17 protein-coding genes are annotated in these 16363 nt (G+C 64.7%); 5 read left to right on the forward strand and 12 right to left on the reverse strand.

All coding sequences use genetic code 11. The annotated features are described in order from the left end of the window. Positions 1–2: 2 nt before the first annotated feature. The 4 genes from ACLRDN_RS19060 to ACLRDN_RS19075 all read left to right on the forward strand — a co-directional run bounded on the left by ACLRDN_RS19060 (position 3) and on the right by ACLRDN_RS19075 (position 2843). The gene (locus tag ACLRDN_RS19060; RefSeq protein ID WP_413457564.1) at positions 3–452 is read left to right on the forward strand and encodes a type IV pilin protein; all 450 of its coding nucleotides are present in this window, start codon (positions 3–5) and stop codon (positions 450–452) included. Positions 453–456: 4 nt separating this feature from the next. Beyond that, on the forward strand, positions 457–930 hold the full coding sequence (locus ACLRDN_RS19065) for a GspH/FimT family pseudopilin (protein WP_413457565.1): 474 nt from the start codon (positions 457–459) through the stop codon (positions 928–930). Positions 931–1036: 106 nt separating this feature from the next. Beyond that, positions 1037–2158: a bifunctional diaminohydroxyphosphoribosylaminopyrimidine deaminase/5-amino-6-(5-phosphoribosylamino)uracil reductase RibD gene (ribD, locus tag ACLRDN_RS19070; protein ID WP_413457566.1), complete on the forward strand. Its 1122-nt coding sequence runs from the start codon at positions 1037–1039 to the stop codon at positions 2156–2158. A gap of 46 nt (positions 2159–2204) precedes the next feature. Beyond that, a complete protein-coding gene (locus ACLRDN_RS19075) occupies positions 2205–2843 on the forward strand; it encodes a riboflavin synthase (protein ID WP_209582618.1) in 639 nt (212 codons plus the stop codon). A gap of 7 nt (positions 2844–2850) precedes the next feature. Here ACLRDN_RS19075 and ACLRDN_RS19080 read toward each other — a convergent pair whose 3' ends face one another. The 12 genes from ACLRDN_RS19080 to andAc all read right to left on the reverse strand — a co-directional run bounded on the left by ACLRDN_RS19080 (position 2851) and on the right by andAc (position 14933). Next, positions 2851–3357 carry a winged helix-turn-helix transcriptional regulator gene (locus ACLRDN_RS19080; RefSeq protein ID WP_209582615.1) on the reverse strand — a complete coding sequence of 169 codons (507 nt, stop codon included), beginning with the start codon at positions 3355–3357 and terminating at the stop codon, positions 2851–2853. A gap of 105 nt (positions 3358–3462) precedes the next feature. After that, positions 3463–5055 (reverse strand): DHA2 family efflux MFS transporter permease subunit, encoded by a 1593-nt coding sequence (locus tag ACLRDN_RS19085; RefSeq protein ID WP_413457567.1) that lies wholly within the window; start codon positions 5053–5055, stop codon positions 3463–3465. Continuing rightward, positions 5052–6140 carry an HlyD family secretion protein gene (locus ACLRDN_RS19090; RefSeq protein ID WP_413457568.1) on the reverse strand — a complete coding sequence of 363 codons (1089 nt, stop codon included), beginning with the start codon at positions 6138–6140 and terminating at the stop codon, positions 5052–5054. The genes ACLRDN_RS19085 and ACLRDN_RS19090 overlap by 4 nt, the downstream gene beginning before the upstream one ends. Positions 6141–6509: 369 nt before the next feature. Then, complete coding sequence (locus ACLRDN_RS19095; RefSeq protein WP_413457569.1) at positions 6510–7361, reverse strand: alpha/beta hydrolase; 852 nt, start codon at positions 7359–7361, stop codon at positions 6510–6512. Between the two features lie 73 nt (positions 7362–7434). Further along, the gene (locus tag ACLRDN_RS19100) at positions 7435–8145 is read right to left on the reverse strand and encodes an ABC transporter ATP-binding protein (RefSeq protein ID WP_413457570.1); all 711 of its coding nucleotides are present in this window, start codon (positions 8143–8145) and stop codon (positions 7435–7437) included. After that, complete coding sequence (locus ACLRDN_RS19105) at positions 8142–8909, reverse strand: ABC transporter ATP-binding protein (RefSeq protein WP_413457571.1); 768 nt, start codon at positions 8907–8909, stop codon at positions 8142–8144. Before ACLRDN_RS19105 ends, ACLRDN_RS19100 begins: the two co-directional genes overlap by 4 nt. Further along, positions 8899–9852: a branched-chain amino acid ABC transporter permease gene (locus ACLRDN_RS19110; protein WP_413457572.1), complete on the reverse strand. Its 954-nt coding sequence runs from the start codon at positions 9850–9852 to the stop codon at positions 8899–8901. Before ACLRDN_RS19110 ends, ACLRDN_RS19105 begins: the two co-directional genes overlap by 11 nt. 8 nt (positions 9853–9860) lie before the next feature. Further along, positions 9861–10775: a branched-chain amino acid ABC transporter permease gene (locus ACLRDN_RS19115; protein WP_413457573.1), complete on the reverse strand. Its 915-nt coding sequence runs from the start codon at positions 10773–10775 to the stop codon at positions 9861–9863. Between the two features lie 12 nt (positions 10776–10787). Further along, positions 10788–11966 carry an ABC transporter substrate-binding protein gene (locus ACLRDN_RS19120; protein ID WP_413457574.1) on the reverse strand — a complete coding sequence of 393 codons (1179 nt, stop codon included), beginning with the start codon at positions 11964–11966 and terminating at the stop codon, positions 10788–10790. Between the two features lie 102 nt (positions 11967–12068). Further along, a complete protein-coding gene (gene andAb / locus ACLRDN_RS19125; RefSeq protein WP_413457575.1) occupies positions 12069–13148 on the reverse strand; it encodes an anthranilate 1,2-dioxygenase ferredoxin subunit AndAb in 1080 nt (359 codons plus the stop codon). A 7-nt stretch (positions 13149–13155) separates the two neighbouring features. Next, positions 13156–13656: an anthranilate 1,2-dioxygenase small subunit AndAd gene (andAd, locus tag ACLRDN_RS19130; RefSeq protein WP_413457576.1), complete on the reverse strand. Its 501-nt coding sequence runs from the start codon at positions 13654–13656 to the stop codon at positions 13156–13158. After that, complete coding sequence (andAc, locus tag ACLRDN_RS19135) at positions 13653–14933, reverse strand: anthranilate 1,2-dioxygenase large subunit AndAc (RefSeq protein ID WP_413457577.1); 1281 nt, start codon at positions 14931–14933, stop codon at positions 13653–13655. The genes andAd and andAc overlap by 4 nt, the downstream gene beginning before the upstream one ends. Before the next feature lie 257 nt (positions 14934–15190). Here andAc and ACLRDN_RS19140 point away from each other — a divergent pair, with 257 nt between their 5' ends. Further along, a complete protein-coding gene (locus tag ACLRDN_RS19140; RefSeq protein WP_413457578.1) occupies positions 15191–16351 on the forward strand; it encodes a muconate/chloromuconate family cycloisomerase in 1161 nt (386 codons plus the stop codon). Positions 16352–16363 lie beyond the last annotated feature (12 nt).

Genomic DNA, 16363 nt, shown 5'->3' on the forward strand with positions numbered 1-16363 from the left:
ACATGACTTCACTTTCCCTTCGCTCCCCCTCACGTGGCTTCACGCTGCTGGAGATCCTGGTCAGCCTGGCCATCGTGATCCTGCTGGCCGGTCTCGGCTGGAACGCTTATCGCCATGTCGTGCAAAAGGCCAGCCGTGCCGAAGGGCGCGCCGCTGTGCTGCAAGTGCTGCAGCAGCAGGAGCGGCACCACGCCTACCAGCACCGCTACAAGGCTTTCCAGCCGGGCAGTACGGGGCACGGTTTCAAGTGGTATTCCGGGGTTTCCCCGCAAACCAGTGCCTATTCGCTCTCAGCCCGGGCCTGCGAGGACGAGGACCTCTCCAGCTGCGTGCTGGTCCTGGCCACGCCCGGCGGAAGCGGCGTCAACACCGCCTATGAGGATGCCCGCTGCGGCGTGCTGCAGGCCGACAGCCGGGGCAACCGCCGCGCCGACGGCCGCGATTGCTGGTGAACTCATGCAAAGCAAAGGATTTACGCTGATCGAACTGATGGTGGTCTTGCTCATTGCCGCCCTGGTGCTGGCCGCAGGCATCCCTGCCCTGCAGAACCTCTCCAGCGAACACCAGCTGGCCGCCGCCGGCAGTGACTTTTTCCACAGCGTGCAACTGACCCGTTCCGAAGCCTTGCGCGCCGGCCGCCGCGCCGAGATGCGCCCCAGCGATGGCCGCGACTGGCATAGCGGATGGGAGATCCGCGTGGGCCAGCAGGTCGTTTCCCGCCATCCCTCGCTGGACTTGGGCATTGCCGTGGCCTACACCAACGGTGCCGACATGGTGGGCTACCAGCCGGACGGGCAACCGGTCACGCGCGGCACCTGGTATTTCAGCAGCGGCGCCACTGCGCGGGCGGTGGTGATCAATTTCCTGGGCCGGGTGCGCATCTGCAACCCGATCATCGACAACCAGTGCAGCCAGGCCGCCATCGAGTGAAGTGCAGGGCCATGGCCTCACGGGCATTGGCGCAAAGCCGTGTATATTGACGGGCATCCGGCCTTGCCCCTGGCAGGCCTCGCTGCCTTTATCGTCTTCGCACACCATGACTTCCACCGCAGATCCGCTCTACCAGTTCGATATCGAGAATGACCAGCAAGCCATGGCGCTGGCCTTGCTGCAGGCCGGCTTCGGCATGCTCGACACCACCCCCAACCCGCGCGTGGGCTGTGTCATCGTCAAGGATCGGCGCATCATCGGCGCCGGTTTCACCCAGCCGCCCGGCGGCAACCATGCCGAGATCCAGGCCATGGCCGACGCGGCCGCACGCGGACATGACGTGCGGGGCGCCACCGTCTACGTCACGCTGGAGCCCTGCAGCCATTTCGGCCGCACCCCGCCCTGTGCCGATGCGCTCGTCCGAGCCGGCGTAGCCCGTGTGGTGGCGGCCATCGCCGATCCCAACCCGCTGGTGGCCGGACAGGGGCTGTCGCGGCTGCAGGCGGCCGGCATCGAGGTCGCCTGCGGACTGCTGGAAGAAGAAGCGCGCGAGATCAACATCGGTTTCCTGCATCGCATGCGCACCGGCCGTCCCTGGGTGCGCATGAAGAGCGCCGCCAGCCTCGATGGCAAGACCGCCCTGCACAATGGCGTGAGCCAGTGGATCACCAGCCAGGCCGCGCGCGATGACGGCCATATCTGGCGCGCACGTGCCTGCGCCATCATGGCCGGCATCGGCACCATCCAGAAGGACGACGCCCAGCTCACCGTGCGCGCCATCGACACCCCGCGCCAGCCGCGCCGCATCGTGGTCGACAGCAAGCTGATCGTCTCGCCCGAGGCGCGCGTGATCCAGGGCGGCAATACCTGGGTCTTCACCGCCACCGATGACCGCGAAAAACGCGCCGCACTGGAAGCCGAGGGGGCCGAAGTCATCCTGTTGGACAACGCCGAAGGCAAGGTCAACCTGCCAGGCCTGGTGCGCGAACTGGGCCAGCGCCAGATCAATGAATTGCATGTGGAAGCCGGCGCCAAGCTCAATGGCGCGTTCATCCGCGCAGGCTGCGTGGATGAACTGCTGGTCTACCTGGCCCCGGCCCTGATCGGCGATGGCCGCAACATGTTCGAGCTGCCGCCGCTGGAAGACCTGTCGGGCAAGATCGGCATCCACTTCCACGAGGTCAAGCAGGTCGGGCCGGATTTGCGTATCCTTGCCCGTTTCGCGTAAGCGTTTTTTGCTTTTTCTTTCAGATTTTTTGTATCAGGACTGAATCATGTTTACAGGAATCGTTGCCGCCGTCGGCACCATCACCTCCGTCACCCCCCTGGCAGCCGGCCCGGACGCCGGCGTGCGCCTGAGTATCGATGCGGGCAGCCTGCCCATGGCCGATGTCGGCCTGGGCGATTCGATTGCCCTCAATGGCGCCTGCATGACCGTGGTCGAGAAGAGCGAACGCGGCTTCACCGTCGATGTCTCCCGTGAAAGCCTGCGCCTGACGGCCGGCCTGGACGCCCCCGGCGAAGTCAACCTGGAAAAGGCCCTGACCCTGGCCGAGCGCCTGGGCGGCCACCTGGTCTCCGGCCACGTCGATGGCCTGGGGCAGGTGCATTCCTTCGAGCCCGTGGGCGAATCGCGCGAACTGATCGTCGATGCCCCCAAGGCCTTGGGCAAGTACCTGGCCTACAAGGGATCGATCGTGGTCAATGGCGTGTCGCTGACGGTCAACCGCGTGGAAGACCTGGCTGACGCCTGCCGCTTCTCCATCAACCTGATTCCGCATACGGTGGAAGTGACCACGCTCAAGCACCTGAAGGCGGGCAGCAAGGTCAATCTGGAGATTGACCTCATTGCGCGCTATGTGGAGCGCATGCTGTCCTCGTCCCAGACTTCCCCGGCCTCCCCTTCCGCCTGAACCAGTCTCAGGCCGGCTTGCCGGTGCGCCGGGCCACCAGCTCGGCAATGCGGCGCCGGATCTTCTCGCCGGCCGCCGGCCCTTCGGCAATGATGTGCGTAGACGGCGTGATGGGCTTGCCGGTCTCGGCGTCCACCATCAGCGGGATGGCCTGCTTGCCGGTCTCGATGTCGGTCAGGATCACGCTCTGCCCTTCCGGTGCGAAATGGCTGTTGCCCCACTGCAGCAGGGCCAGCAGCACCGGCCGGAAATCCCGGCCGCGCGGCGTGAGGTGGTATTCGTAGCGGGGCGGCCGTTCCGAATACTGCACCTTCTCCAGCAAGCCCTCCTCCACCAACCCCGCCAGGCGGCGCGTGAGGATGTTGGGCGCGATCTCCAGGTGCTTCTGGAATTCATCAAAGCGCGTGAGCCCGTAAAACGCGTCTCGCAAGATCAGGATGCTCCACCACTCGCCCACGCGATCCAGCGAGCGGGCGATCGGGCACTGCATGTCATCAAAACGCTTGCGTTGCATGTCTTGCTCTCCATTTCATAGCGCTACCATCAGCGACTGCCTGGCCGTCCGGCCCGCCCTGCAGCGCGACCCGCATTGTGCCACGCCCCGGGGCCTGCATGACGCTCAATGCGCATCGGCCGAGGGCGCCTTGGGCGGCGCCACCTTGCGCATGAGCGGCACCATCAATGTAGCAATCACGAAACAGCAGCCTACGGCGAGGAAGGCATCCGCAAAAGTCATCGTCAAGGCCTCGCGATAGGTGAGCTGCCACAGCTGGCGCAAAGCCGCTGCCTGGCCTGCCAGGGCGTCGCCCAGCTGGGCCGCGAGATCGCCGCCCAGCGCCCCCTGCCATTGCAGCATGGCTTCATTGACGCCGTTGAGGTGCTCGGCCAGCCGCATGAAGTGCAGGTTGGTCCGGTCGTTGAGGATGGTGGCGCACAGCGCGATACCGATGGCGCCACCCAGGTTGCGCATCAGGTTGAACAGCCCCGAGGCGAACTTCAGCCGCGCCGGGGCCAGGCTGCCCAGGGTCAGCGTCACCGTCGGCGGCACCGCCAGTTGCTGGGCAACACCGCGCAGGGCTTGCGGCAGCAGCAGCTGGGCCCAGCCCCAGTCATGCGTGATGGGAACGAACTGCCACATCGAGAGCGTGAAGAGCGCCAGCCCGATCATCATGATCCAGCGCAGGTCGAGATGGCGCGTGAGCCAGGCATAGAGCGGGATGGACATGATCTGGAACAGCCCGGTGGAAAACACCGCCAGCCCGATCTGCAGCGCGCTGAAGCCGCGCACCCGCCCCAAGAACAGGGGCGTGAGGTAGATGGTGGCGAAGATGCCGATGCCGGTGACGAAGGAGAAGAAACATCCCAGCGCAAAATTGCGTTCCTTCAGCGCCCGCAGGTCCACCACCGGCTCGGCAGCAGTGAGGCTACGCCAGACAAAAAGCACGCCCGAGATCCCCGCCACCCAGGCCGTGGTGGCGATCACCGGATCGCTCATCCAGTCCCAGCGAGGCCCTTCTTCCAAGGTGTATTCCAGGCAGCCGAGGAAGAGCGACATCAGCAGGATGCCCGGATAGTCAGCCCGCCGGATCAGCGACCAGTCCGGCAGGTCGATACGCACCAGGCGCGGGACGGTGAGGGTGATGAAGATGCCCGGCAGCAGGTTGATGAAGAACAGCCAGTGCCAGCTGTAGTGGTCGGTGATCCAGCCGCCGACGGTGGGGCCCAGCGTCGGTGCCAGCGAGGCGATGGCGCCGATGGTGGAGGCGGCGATCACGCGCTGCTTGTTGTCGAAGAAAGCGAAAGCCGTGGTGAACACGGTAGGAATCATCGAGCCGCCCAGGAAGCCCTGCAGGGCCCGGAACACGATCATGCTCTGGATGTTCCACGCCAGGCCGCACAGCAGGCTGGTGAGGGTAAAACCAGCCGCCGAGAACGCAAACAGCCAGCGCGTGGACATGGTACGCGTCAACCATCCCGAGAGCGGGATGACGATGATCTCGGCGATCAGGTAGCTGGTCTGCACCCAGGTCGTCTCATCATTGCCGGCCGAGAGCCCGCCGCCGATGTCGCGCAGCGAGGCCGATACGATCTGGATATCCAGCAAGGCCACGAACATGCCGATGCACATCACGCCAAAGGCAAACACCTTGGAGGACGTGCTCATCTGCGCAGGCTGGATCAGCTGCGCAGCCGCTGCACTGGCGGCGTTCATGAACCCTGGCCCCGGCTATCCACCCTGGCCACCACCGACAGCCCGGGCCGCAAGGCGTCGAGCACGCCATCGGCGCTATCGAGCAGGATGCGCACCGGCACCCGCTGGACGATCTTGGTGAAGTTGCCGGTGGCGTTTTCCGGCGGTAGCACGCTGAACTGCGCGCCGGTAGCCGGCGCCACGCTGGCCACATGGCCATGGAAGACGCGGCCGGGAATCGCATCGGCCTCGACCGTGGCGGCATTGCCGGGGCGGATCCCGGCCAGCTGGCTTTCCTTGAAATTGGCATCGATCCACAGCCCGCGAGCCGGCACGATCACCATCAGCTGGCTGGCCGTGGCGGCATAGGCGCCGGGTCGGGCGCGGCGATTGCCGACCACGCCATCGATGGGCGCACGCAATTCGGTATAGCGCAGGTTCAGTTGCGCCGCTTCCCGCTCGGCCCGGGCCTGGGCCAGTCCGGCCTCGGCCTGCTGGCGCTGGGTCTGGATCACTTCCAGCTGACGGGTTGCCACGGCCAGCCCTGCCTGCGCCTTCTGGTTGTTGGCGGCAGCCTGGCGGAAATCGGCCGCCGCTTTCTGGGCACTTTGTACCGACACGGCAGCGCGGTCCACCAGGCGCTCGAAGCGGCGGTCATCGTCCTGCGCCCGCACCAGCTCGGCCTGGGTGGCATCGACCCCGGCGCGAGCTTGGGCGATCAAGGCTGTCTGCACCGCGCGCGTGGCTTCCAGGTTGGCGATCTCGGCCTGCCGCGCCGCCACCCCGCCTTCGGCACGCGCCAGGGCGGCGCGGTAGTCGCTGTCATCGAGCTTGGCCAGCAGCTCGCCGGCATGCACGAACTGGTTGTCGGTCACCTTTACTGCCGCGATGTAGCCCGGCACCTTGGCACTGATGACAGTGATGTCGCCGCCCACGTAGGCGTCATCGGTGTCTTCCATGAAGCGCCCATGCTGCCACCAGTGCCAGCCATAGAAGCCCAGCGCGATGGCGGCCGCCGCCCCGACGGCCAAGCCCAGATGCAGCCGCCCCGCCATGGGCTTGCGGACCGCCGGGGGCGCGGGATCGGGTGAGGTGGGTGTCGCCATGGCACAGCTCCTTGCAAAGAACGATGGATGAGAAAGAGAACGAGGACGCGGCAGGCATTGCCCCGCCACGCGGCCCATCAATGCGCCACGGCAACGTCCTTCTGAAAATGTAACTTGTATTTTGAAAGTCACTATACGCAAGCCACTATCATTATGCAAGTTACTAGGCGCGACTGAGCAAAAATGAGACAGGAAGGCTGGGGCCCGCCTTGGTCCATCAGATCGGACGGAGATGCCGGGGGAGTGTGACCGGGGAGAGGTGAGACAAGGTTCCGAGCGGAACGGAGAGAATCGAGGGCCGCAACGCCCTGCCCCGGCGGGCGCGTGTATCGCCTGCCGGGCTATGTCGGGTATGAGGCAGCAGCCGCCTTAGCGCAGGATCTCCGCGACCACCGCACGGCACACCGGACTGTTCTCATCCGCCAGCGGGAACAACACCGTGTAGTGATGCGTCTGCGGCACCACGTGATGCGCCACCACCTGCGGCCAGCAATTGGCCATCACGGCCGCCTGCAGGTGGAACTGCGCGGTCTCCAGTTCACCGATGATGGTGTGCACGCGCGTGCCCGTCGGTCCGGCCTGCAGCACCGGCGAGAGCGCATCCGCGCGCTGCTCGTCCAGCGTGAGCGCCTTGTTGAGCGAGGTCGGGATCAACGGCGCCAGATCGAACACGCCACTGATGGCAAAGACCGCCTGCACCGGCAAGGCACTGGCCTGCGCGGCAACGAAGGCCGCCAGATGGCCGCCTGCCGAATGCCCCATCAGCGAGACGCGATTGATGTCGATGCCGAGCTGCTCAGCCTGCTGCGCAATGGTGGCCAGCAGCGCCTGCACCTCCGTCACCATGTCCTCAATACGCGCCTGGGGGGCCAGCGAATAATTGATCACGGCCACGCTGATGCCGGCCTTGACGTAAGGCGCGGCGATGAAGCCGATGTCGCGCTTGTCGCCGCCCTGCCAGTAGCCACCATGGATGAAGACCAGCAAGGGCCGCTGCTCCCCTGCCGCCCGATAGAAATCGAAACGCTGCAGCGGTGCGTCACCAAAGGCGATATCGGATTGGCTGAGCAGCGTGTCGGCAATGGCCGCCGTTGCCTGCTGCCATTGCTGCAGCACCTGCGGAAAATCCGGAAAGGCGGCCTTGAGGTTGTAGCCCGCTTCGCACTCGGCGATGGGGCAAAGAACGCGGCGAGCGTCCGTCTCGACTTGATTGGGGAGCATTCAGTTTTCCTTAATGCTGTTTGCAACAGCATTAAACCTGCGTTAATGGATCAATATCCGCGCAACAAGCGCCTCACACGCTCAGATACTGATCCCACAATTCCGTCTGCACCGACAGCTGCGCCGAATCGCCCTGCCAGACCACCTTGCCCTTTTCGAGGATGGTGTGCTGGTCGGCAAAGCCGATCAACCGCTTGATGTACTTGTCGATGACGATGATGGTCAGCCCATAGTCGCGCAAGGCTTTCAGGCAAGCCCAGATTTCTTCCCGCACCAGCGGCGCCAGGCCTTCGGTGGCTTCATCGAGGATCAGCAGATGAGGATTGGTCATCAGCGCCCGGCCGATGGCCAGCATCTGCTGCTCGCCGCCCGAGAGCTGGCCACCGCCATTGTGGCGGCGCTCCTTCAGGCGCGGGAACTGTTGATAAATCTTTTCCAGCGTCCAGGGATTGTCGCGGCCGTTGCGGCGCGCCGCGAAGGCGGACAGATTTTCTTCCACGCTCAGGTTCTTGAAGATCTGCCGCCCCTCCGGGACGATGGCGATGCCGCGCCGGGCAATCGCATCGGCACTGGCGCTGTGGATGGCTTCGCCACGAAAGCGCACCACGCCGCCGGTCGGGCGATTCAATCCGAGGATGGTGCGCAGCGTGGTGGTCTTGCCCATGCCATTGCGGCCCAGCAGGGTCACCACTTCGCCTTCCCTGACCTGCATGTCGATCCCGAACAGCACCTGGCTCGCGCCATAGCCGCCGGTCAGTCCTTCCACTTCCAGCAAAGCACTCATTGCGTTTCCTCCTCGCCCAGGTAGGCCAGCTTGACCTCGGCATTGGCGCGGATCTCCTCCACGCTGCCGGTGGCCAGCACCGCCCCCTGCACCAGCACCGTCATGCGGTCGGCCAGGGCGAAGACAGCCTCCATGTCATGTTCCACCAGCACCACCGTCAGCTCCTCTTTGAGCGACTGGATTAGCGCGATCATGTCGCCGGATTCCTCATGCCCCATGCCGGCCATCGGTTCATCCATCAACAGCACACGCGGACCACAGGCGATGGCCAGGCCCACATCCAGCCGGCGCCGCGCACCATGTGAAAGCTGCGACGACAACTGATGCACGGCCTTCTCCAATCCGACCCGGCGCGCCACCGTCATGGCCGCTTCGCGGGCGGCGCGATCAGTCGCGCTGGCATGGAAGAAGCCATAGCTGCGATGCTGCCCGCGCTGCACGGCCACCTGCAGGTTCTCCAGCACGCTCAGTTCATCGAAGACGCTGGTGATCTGGAACGAACGCACCAGCCCGGCCGCCACCCGCGCCTGTTCCGCGTGGCCATGCATGGGCTGACCGAACAGATGGACCTCGCCGGCATCGGCTGCCAGCGCGCCGGAGAGCAAGGACAGCAAGGTCGTCTTGCCCGCGCCATTGGGACCAATGATGGCGTGCACGTGGCCCGCTGCAATCTCCAGGTCGACATCGCGCGTGGCCGCCAGGCCGCCGTAGTTTTTCTTCAGGCCCTTGACCGAGAGGGCCACCGCTGCCTGTTCACGCCCCATGCTGCTCTCCCTGCTTGAGTGTCTTGCCGATGGTGGCCAGCGAGCTCACGCCGCGCGGTGCCACCATGACCACCAGCAAGAGGATCAGGCCGACATAGATCTGCCAGTATTCGAAATGGGTCGACAGCACTTCCTCCAGCAACAGGAAGGCTGCTGCACCGAGCAGGCCGCCGTAAAAATAGCCGACCCCGCCCAGCGCGACCATCACCAGCAGGATGCCGGACTGCGACCAGTGCAGCAGCTTGGGGCTGGCAAAGAGATTGCTCATGCCGATGAGGCTGCCGGCCAGTCCCGCGATGACGGCGGCGATCACGAAGGCCGCCAGCTTGTAGCGCAGCGCCGGATAGCCGATGGCCTGGGCGCGCCGCTCGTTCTGCCGGATCGCATTCAAGGCCAGCCCGAAGCGCGAAGCCAGGAGCCGCTGCAGCAACACGAAGCTGGCCGCCAGCCAGGCCAGCACGACCCAGTAGAAGGCGTTGTCGCCGCTCATGTCGAGACCGAAGCCCAGCAGCGGACGCGCCGTCACCTGCAGGCCATCGTCGCCGCCGTAATACCGGAAGCCGACGAAGAAGTAGTAGAACAATTGCGCCAGCGCCATGGTGATCATGATGAAATACACCGCCCGCGTGCGCAGGGCAATCACCCCGATCACCAGGCCGACCAGGCCCGTCACCAGCGCAGCCAGCAGCCAGATCAGCCAGGCGCTGGTCACGCCATGGAAACTGGCGATGGCCGTGACATACGCACCCAGCCCGAAGAACACCGCATGACCAAAACTGACCATGCCGCCGTAACCAAGAATGAAATTGAGGCTGGCCGCCACCATCGCAAAGATCAGGATGCGGGTGACCACGCCGATGTAGTACTCCATCCCGCTGGCCTGCGCCAGCAGCGGCAGCAGCACCGCCAGGACGAGCAGCAGGGGAACGAACAGACGTTGCATGGGATTCCTCAGGTACGGGCAGGGAACAGACCGCTGGGGCGCCAGAACAGCACCGCGATCATCACGAGGTAGATCATCATCGAGCCCAGCGCCGGACCGACCGAGGCGGCCGCATCGGCACTGAGGAAGAGCGCGAAGAGCTGCGGCAGCAAACTGCGCCCCAGCGTATCGACCACGCCCACGATGAGCGCGCCGATGGCCGCGCCCGGCACCGAACCAATGCCGCCGATGACCACCACCACGAAGGCCAGGATCAGCACGTCATCGCCCATGCCGGCCTGCACTGCCACCAACGGGCCCAGCATGATGCCGGCCAGCGCCGCCAGCAGCAGACCGAAGCTGAACACCAGCCGGAACAGCAGGCGGATGTTGATGCCCATGGCCGTGACCATCTCCAGGTTGTTGGCCCCGGCGCGCACCCACATGCCGATGCGCGTGCGGTTGATGAGCAAGTACAGCGCCACGGCCACCGCCACGCCCACCGCCATGACCAGCAGCCGATAGCTGGAATACGGCAGCCCGAAGAGATTGACCGGCCCGGCAAAGGCCGGCGGCATGTTCAGCGGCAGCGGCTGCGGCCCCCAGATCATGCGCACGCCATCGTTGAAGATCAGGATGAAGGCGAAGGTGGCCAGCACATGCACCATGTGGTCCTTCTTGTAGAGCCGCCGGAACACCAGCCACTCCAGCAGGAAGCCCAGCGCTGCCGTGGCCGGCAGGGCCACCAGCAGGCCCAGCCAGAAGGAACCGCTGGCCCCGGCCACCACCGCCGCCACGTAGGCGCCGATCATGAAGAAGCTGCCGTGCGCCAGGTTCACGAAGTTCATCACGCCAAAGATCAGCGTCAATCCCGAGGCGATCAGGAACAGCATGACGCCGAACTGCAGGCTGTTGAGCACCTGCTCGAAGATCAGATTACCCAAGGTGCACCGTCCTCAAGGCATCTTGCATTGACCGACGTAGGCGTCGACGTGATCGGGCAGCAGCGTCTGGGTCATGTTGTTGACGTACTTGCCGTCCGCGCCCTTGGTCACCACCCGCGCATACTGATTCTGGATCGGGAAGTGATTGGCCGCAAACTTGAAGCCCCCGCGCACCGACTTGAAGTTGGCCGCCTTGATGGCCGCAATGAGGGCTTCGCGATTCTCGACCTTGCCGCCGATGGTTTTGACGGCGCTGTCGATGAGCATGGCTGCGTCATACGCCTGGGAAGCGAACATCGAAGGCTGATGGCCGTATTCCTTGACGTAGGCCGCCACGAAGGCGCGGTTCTGTTCATTGGGCAGGTCGGCCGACCACTGGCCGGTGTTGGCCACGCCGGCGATCAGGTCGCCGTTGGAGAGCATCTGCTGGTCCGCATCATAGGCGGGCATCACGCGCACGATCTTGGGGTCCATGCCAGCAGCCGCGTATTGCTTGACGAAGTTCACGCCCATGCCGCCCGGCAGGAAGAAATACAGGGCATCGATATTGGCCGCACGCAACTGCGCGATCTCAGTCGCAAAATCGAGCTGGCCCAGCTTGGGGAAGAGTTCGACCGCAGGGTCTTTCTTCAAGAAACGCTTGAAGCCGGCCGAGGCATCCTTGCCCGCCGGATAGTTGGGGGCGATGATGGCCACGCGCTGGTAGCCCTTGTCGGCCATCAGCTTGCCGGCCGCTTCATGGGTGGCGTCGTTCTGGTAGCTGGCGCTGAAGAAATAGGGATTGCAGCCCGCACCGGCCAGTTGCGCCGGACCGGCATTGGCGCTGACCACCACGGTCTTGCTGGCGAAGGCGGCCGGGGCCACGGCCAGCAGGATGTTGGAATAGACGAAGCCGCTCAGGATATCGACCTTCTCGCGCTTGATGAGGCGGTCCGCGCCCTGTTTGGCGGCATCGGGGCTGAACTGGTCGTCGACCACGATGACTTCGGCGGGCACGCCGCCGAGCTTGTTGCCCAGCATCTTCATGGCCAGCATGAAGCCTTCGCGCTCATCCACGCCGGGCGCACTGGCCGGGCCGCTCAGGGTGGTCAGGAAGCCCACCTTCACCACATCGGCCGCCTGCGCGGACAGGCTTGCGCCCGCCGCCATCGCCATCATTACCGCACCTGCCACTTTAGTGAGTCGATTCATGCCTGGATTCCCCTCTAGATTCTTTGGTTTGAATTCGGTGTGACGCTGGAAACGCAGCGGCGCGTGAAATCTGGATTTCACCGCCCGTGCGACCTGGAAAAACTATTTCCGCAGGTCGGCTTTCGAGACGAAGGCATCCGCAAAGAAAGCCGTCCCCGGCAGGCCGCAGGACGCCGTGAAATCGTGCCGCGCTGACTCTACCACGACCGGCGCGCCACAGGCATAGACCTGGTACGACTGCATCGCCGGCACATCCTGCATCACGGCCTGGTGGACGAATCCGGTGCGTCCGGTCCAGCCGCTGGCGGCGTCGGCCTCCGAGAGCACCGGCACGTATTCGAACCAGGGCAGGCTGGCCGCCCAGTCGCGGCACAGTGCATCGAGATACAGGTCGGCGGCGCGACGGCCACCCCAGTACAGGCGCATCGCACGCGTGCTGCCGGTGGCGATGGCCTCTTCCACCAGTGCCTTGACCGGAGCAAATCCTGTGCCACTGGCCAGCAGGATCACCGGTTCGCTGCCCTCGCGCATGAAGAAGCTCCCGGCAGGTCCCTCCAGCTCGAACTGCTGCCCCCGCTGCATGCCGTTGAAGAGGCGGTCCGTAAACAGTCCGCCGGGCAAGTGGCGCACGTGCAGCTCCAGCAGATCGCTGCCGTCCCTGGCATAGGTCGCCATGGAATAACTGCGGCGCTGGCCGTCTTCCAGCAGCAGGTCGATATACTGGCCGGCGCGATAGGACAGCGGCGCTGCACAGCGCAGGCGCAGGATGGCCACATCCGGGGCTGCGCGTGTGATGTTTTCCAGCGTGGCCTGCACTGGCTGCAATGCCGGTTCGGCGCTGGCGCTGGCGATGGCGGCTGCGTCGCCCTCCCCGCCCACGCCAATCTCGACCCGGCCAGCAACCACGCGCACCGGGAAGCTGCGCACCGCCTCGGTCACCGGCGCACAGCGCGGTGCACCGCTGCGTATGTCGAACAGCCCCTGGTGCAGCGGGCACTCGACGCAGCCATCTTCCACATAGCCATCGGAGAGCTTGGCATTGCCGTGGGTGCACAGGTCCTTGAGCGCAAAGATCTCCTCGCCCAGGCGAAACACCGCTACCGCCTGGCTGCCCGCGCGGGCAGCCGCCACTTCGCCTTCGGCGAAATCATCGGCATGGCCGACATCGAACCACTCGCTCATGGCCGCCTCAGATCGGGGTGGCCAACAGGGTCGCCACCCGCAGCGTGTCGTAGATCACGCGGCGGCGGGCATAGCGCCAGCCGGCCTCGGTCTTGACCACGCGGTCCTCATAGCGGCCGGCCTGGTAGACGAAGGACTCGCCGTTCTGCAAGGTCTGCACCACCACGTAGCTCGACTGCGCATCCACCGAGCCGTCAGCGTTCTGCGAGAACACCAGCCCGGAAGTCATGTGGCGATAGGTGTGCGCCTCGTAGATGTTGGCGTGGCGCAGCGAGAGCACGCGATCCTGCAGCATCTTCTTGCTGTCGCAATAGATGATGCCGATGGGCAGGCCGGCATCGGCGTTCTCGCGCGGCACGATTTCATACAGGCAGTCGTCGGTGAAAAACTCCGGCCACTGTTCCAGGCGGTCGTTGTCGAGCGCATGCACGTAGCGCTCCTGCAGTTGGTGCAGCTCGAACCACAAGCTCATCTGTTCCATGTTTTGCATCTGCTTTGCCTCGCTCATGCCTTCTCGATGGACGGGAAGCCCATCAGTTTCTGGTAGCCCATCCAGAATTTGCGGATCAGGCTTTCGGTAATCAAAGTGTCTTCCTGGTCGGGGTTGTCGCGCGCCATGTCGATCACCGAGCAGTGGTCCGGGTCACGGGCGGTGCCACGCTGTACCAGTTCGGTGGCCTCGGTGTCTTCCATCGAGATGTAGCCGGCCGGCCCCACCAGGTTGGCCTGCTTGATGCGCAGCGCGCGCAGCTCGGGGGTGTCGTCCTCGTAGCCGAAGAAGTGGAAGACCAGTTCGAAATTGCTCGGTCCCTTGGGCAGCAACTGGCGCGCCACCAGGGTGTTATGGATCTGCTGCACCACCAGCTGCGGGAAGATGGGCTGGATGTGGTTGGTGGTCAGTTCCTCGAATTCCTTGATCTGGCCCAGCACCGACGGATCCTGCAGCGAGAAGCCCTCATCGAAGGAACGGATTTCCTGCTGCTTGTAGGCGTCCGCCGTCTCCACTTCATTCTTGGTGGCGGTGATGATGCTGTGCAGGCCATGGTGCTTGTCGGCCAGCGAGCGCGCCTTCATGCCCACGCGGAAGATGTTGAAGGTGGTGTGGAACAGGTGCAGCAGGCTGGCGTGATACGGGTCCTTGACGTTTTCCAGGTAGAGCTTCCAGTTCGACTTGGAATACTGGCGCGTGCAGCCGAGGTAGACGATGGGCTTGTGGAAGATGCGGTCGATCCACGGGCGCATCTCGGCGCCGATGTAGTCCGGCAGCGATTCGACGGTCTCGCTGAAGGTGGCAAAGACCAGGCCCTTGTAGCTGTCCACGCGCAACTGGCGCAGGCCGTGGCACTTGGGATCGAAGTCCTTGGCCATGCCGGTGGCGCCCTTCTGGCCGCGGCGGAACGGTACGCCCAGCAGGTTGCCGCGCGCATCGAAACTCCACTGGTGATAAGCACAGCTGTGCGAACTGGCATTGCCGCGCGGCGTGCGGCAGACGATGGCGCCACGGTGCGAGCACTTGTTGACCCAGGCCGCCAGGGTGCCATCTTCGGTGCGGGTGACCACCACCGGGGTGTCGCCGACGAAGGTGCTTTTGTAATCGCCGTTATTGGGAATCTCGGCTTCCAGGGCCAGGAAGCTCCAGGTTTCGCCACGGTAGATGCGTTCCTGCTCCAGGTCATAGACCTCTTTGGAACTGAATACCTTGTAGGGCGTGCGCGCACCATCGGTGCGGGGGAATTGCACCAGCGGTGCATAGCCTTGCTGTTCGAGTTCGGTGGATGTGCTCATGCGACGGTCCTCATCGTTGGATGCCAGGCGGGGCCTGGACGATGAGCCATCTTAGGCAGACTGCGCAAGGACGAATATCCGCCATTTGCATAGTTGCGGGGCAGTCTTGTCCGTTTTTTGCATACCTTTCACGTTATACCCAAAAGGTATGCAGCATGCCCGAATCGGTCTTGGACACCCGGGCGGCTTTGTTCCTATCATCCATCCCAAGTCAGACATTGTCAGTTTTCGCCCTCTTCTTTTCTACGGACTGCATCTTGAATTCCACCCTGCCCGCCACCTCCATCGAAACCGTCGAGGTCCTGCTGCTGGACGTTCCCACCATCCGCCCGCACCGCCTGTCGATGACCACCATGCACCGCCAGACCCTGGTGCTGGTGCGCATCACCGGCAACGATGGCGTGGCCGGCTGGGGCGAGGCCACCACCATCGGTGGCCTGGCCTATGGCGAAGAAAGTCCGGAAAGCATCAAGGTCAACATCGACACCTACATCACGCCGCTGCTGCTGGGCGCCGATGCCAACCAGGTTGCCGCCCGCATGCATCACATTGCCGAGCACGTACAGGGCAACCGCTTCGCCAAATGCGCCATCGAGACCGCGCTGTCGGATGCGCTGGCGCGCCGCCTGGGCGTGCCCCTGTCCACGCTCTTCGGTGGCCGGGTACGCGAGAGCCTGTCGATTGCCTGGACCCTGGCCAGCGGCGACACGGCGCGCGACATCGAGGAAGCCGAGAAGATGCTGGCCCAGCGCCGCCACAACATCTTCAAGCTCAAGATCGGCGCACGCACCGTAGAGCAGGATTGCGCCCACGTGGCCGCCATCAAGCGCGCCCTCGGCGAGCGCGGCAGCGTGCGGGTGGATGTGAACCAGGCCTGGACCGAAACCGAAGCCATGCTGGGCATGCGGCTGCTGGCCGATGCCGGCGTGGACCTGGTGGAGCAGCCCATCGCCGCCACCCATCACGATGGCCTGGGCCGCCTGCGCCAGAAGAATCGCATCGCCATCATGGCTGATGAAAGCCTGCATGGCCCGCAGGATGCCTATCAACTGGCCCGCGTGGGAGCTGCCGATGTGTTCGCCGTGAAGATCAACCAATCCGGCGGACTGGCAGGTGCGCAACAAGTCGCGGCCATCGCCGCTGCCGCCCAGGTCGAACTGTATGGCGGCACCATGCTGGAAGGCGCCATCGGCACCATGGCCTCGGCCCAGTTGTTTGCCACCTTCGGCACCCTGGCCTGGGGCACCGAACTGTTCGGCCCGCTGCTGCTGACCGAAGAAATCCTGGCCACGCCGCTGCGTTACCGCGACTTCGCCCTGGAACTGCCGACCGGCCCCGGCCTGGGCATTACCCTGGACGAAGATCGCGTCAACGCACTGCGCCGCGACCGCAAGACCCCGCTGGTCTCCGTAGCCTGAACCATCGGCCCG

The organism is Herbaspirillum huttiense (assembly GCF_047300815.1).
Lineage (GTDB): Bacteria > Pseudomonadota > Gammaproteobacteria > Burkholderiales > Burkholderiaceae_D > Herbaspirillum > Herbaspirillum huttiense_A.

Coding starts and splice junctions, on each gene's coding strand:
- ACLRDN_RS19090 (WP_413457568.1), bottom strand. CDS start 6,140: ATGGCGACACCCACCTCACCCGATCCCGCGCCCCCGGCGGTCCGCAAG.
- ACLRDN_RS19080 (WP_209582615.1), bottom strand. CDS start 3,357: ATGCAACGCAAGCGTTTTGATGACATGCAGTGCCCGATCGCCCGCTCG.
- andAd (WP_413457576.1), bottom strand. CDS start 13,656: ATGAGCGAGGCAAAGCAGATGCAAAACATGGAACAGATGAGCTTGTGG.
- ACLRDN_RS19085 (WP_413457567.1), bottom strand. CDS start 5,055: ATGAACGCCGCCAGTGCAGCGGCTGCGCAGCTGATCCAGCCTGCGCAG.
- andAc (WP_413457577.1), bottom strand. CDS start 14,933: ATGAGCACATCCACCGAACTCGAACAGCAAGGCTATGCACCGCTGGTG.
- ACLRDN_RS19120 (WP_413457574.1), bottom strand. CDS start 11,966: ATGAATCGACTCACTAAAGTGGCAGGTGCGGTAATGATGGCGATGGCG.
- ACLRDN_RS19110 (WP_413457572.1), bottom strand. CDS start 9,852: ATGCAACGTCTGTTCGTTCCCCTGCTGCTCGTCCTGGCGGTGCTGCTG.
- ACLRDN_RS19100 (WP_413457570.1), bottom strand. CDS start 8,145: ATGAGTGCTTTGCTGGAAGTGGAAGGACTGACCGGCGGCTATGGCGCG.
- ACLRDN_RS19065 (WP_413457565.1), top strand. CDS start 457: ATGCAAAGCAAAGGATTTACGCTGATCGAACTGATGGTGGTCTTGCTC.
- ACLRDN_RS19075 (WP_209582618.1), top strand. CDS start 2,205: ATGTTTACAGGAATCGTTGCCGCCGTCGGCACCATCACCTCCGTCACC.
- ACLRDN_RS19105 (WP_413457571.1), bottom strand. CDS start 8,909: ATGGGGCGTGAACAGGCAGCGGTGGCCCTCTCGGTCAAGGGCCTGAAG.
- ACLRDN_RS19095 (WP_413457569.1), bottom strand. CDS start 7,361: ATGCTCCCCAATCAAGTCGAGACGGACGCTCGCCGCGTTCTTTGCCCC.
- ribD (WP_413457566.1), top strand. CDS start 1,037: ATGACTTCCACCGCAGATCCGCTCTACCAGTTCGATATCGAGAATGAC.
- andAb (WP_413457575.1), bottom strand. CDS start 13,148: ATGAGCGAGTGGTTCGATGTCGGCCATGCCGATGATTTCGCCGAAGGC.
- ACLRDN_RS19060 (WP_413457564.1), top strand. CDS start 3: ATGACTTCACTTTCCCTTCGCTCCCCCTCACGTGGCTTCACGCTGCTG.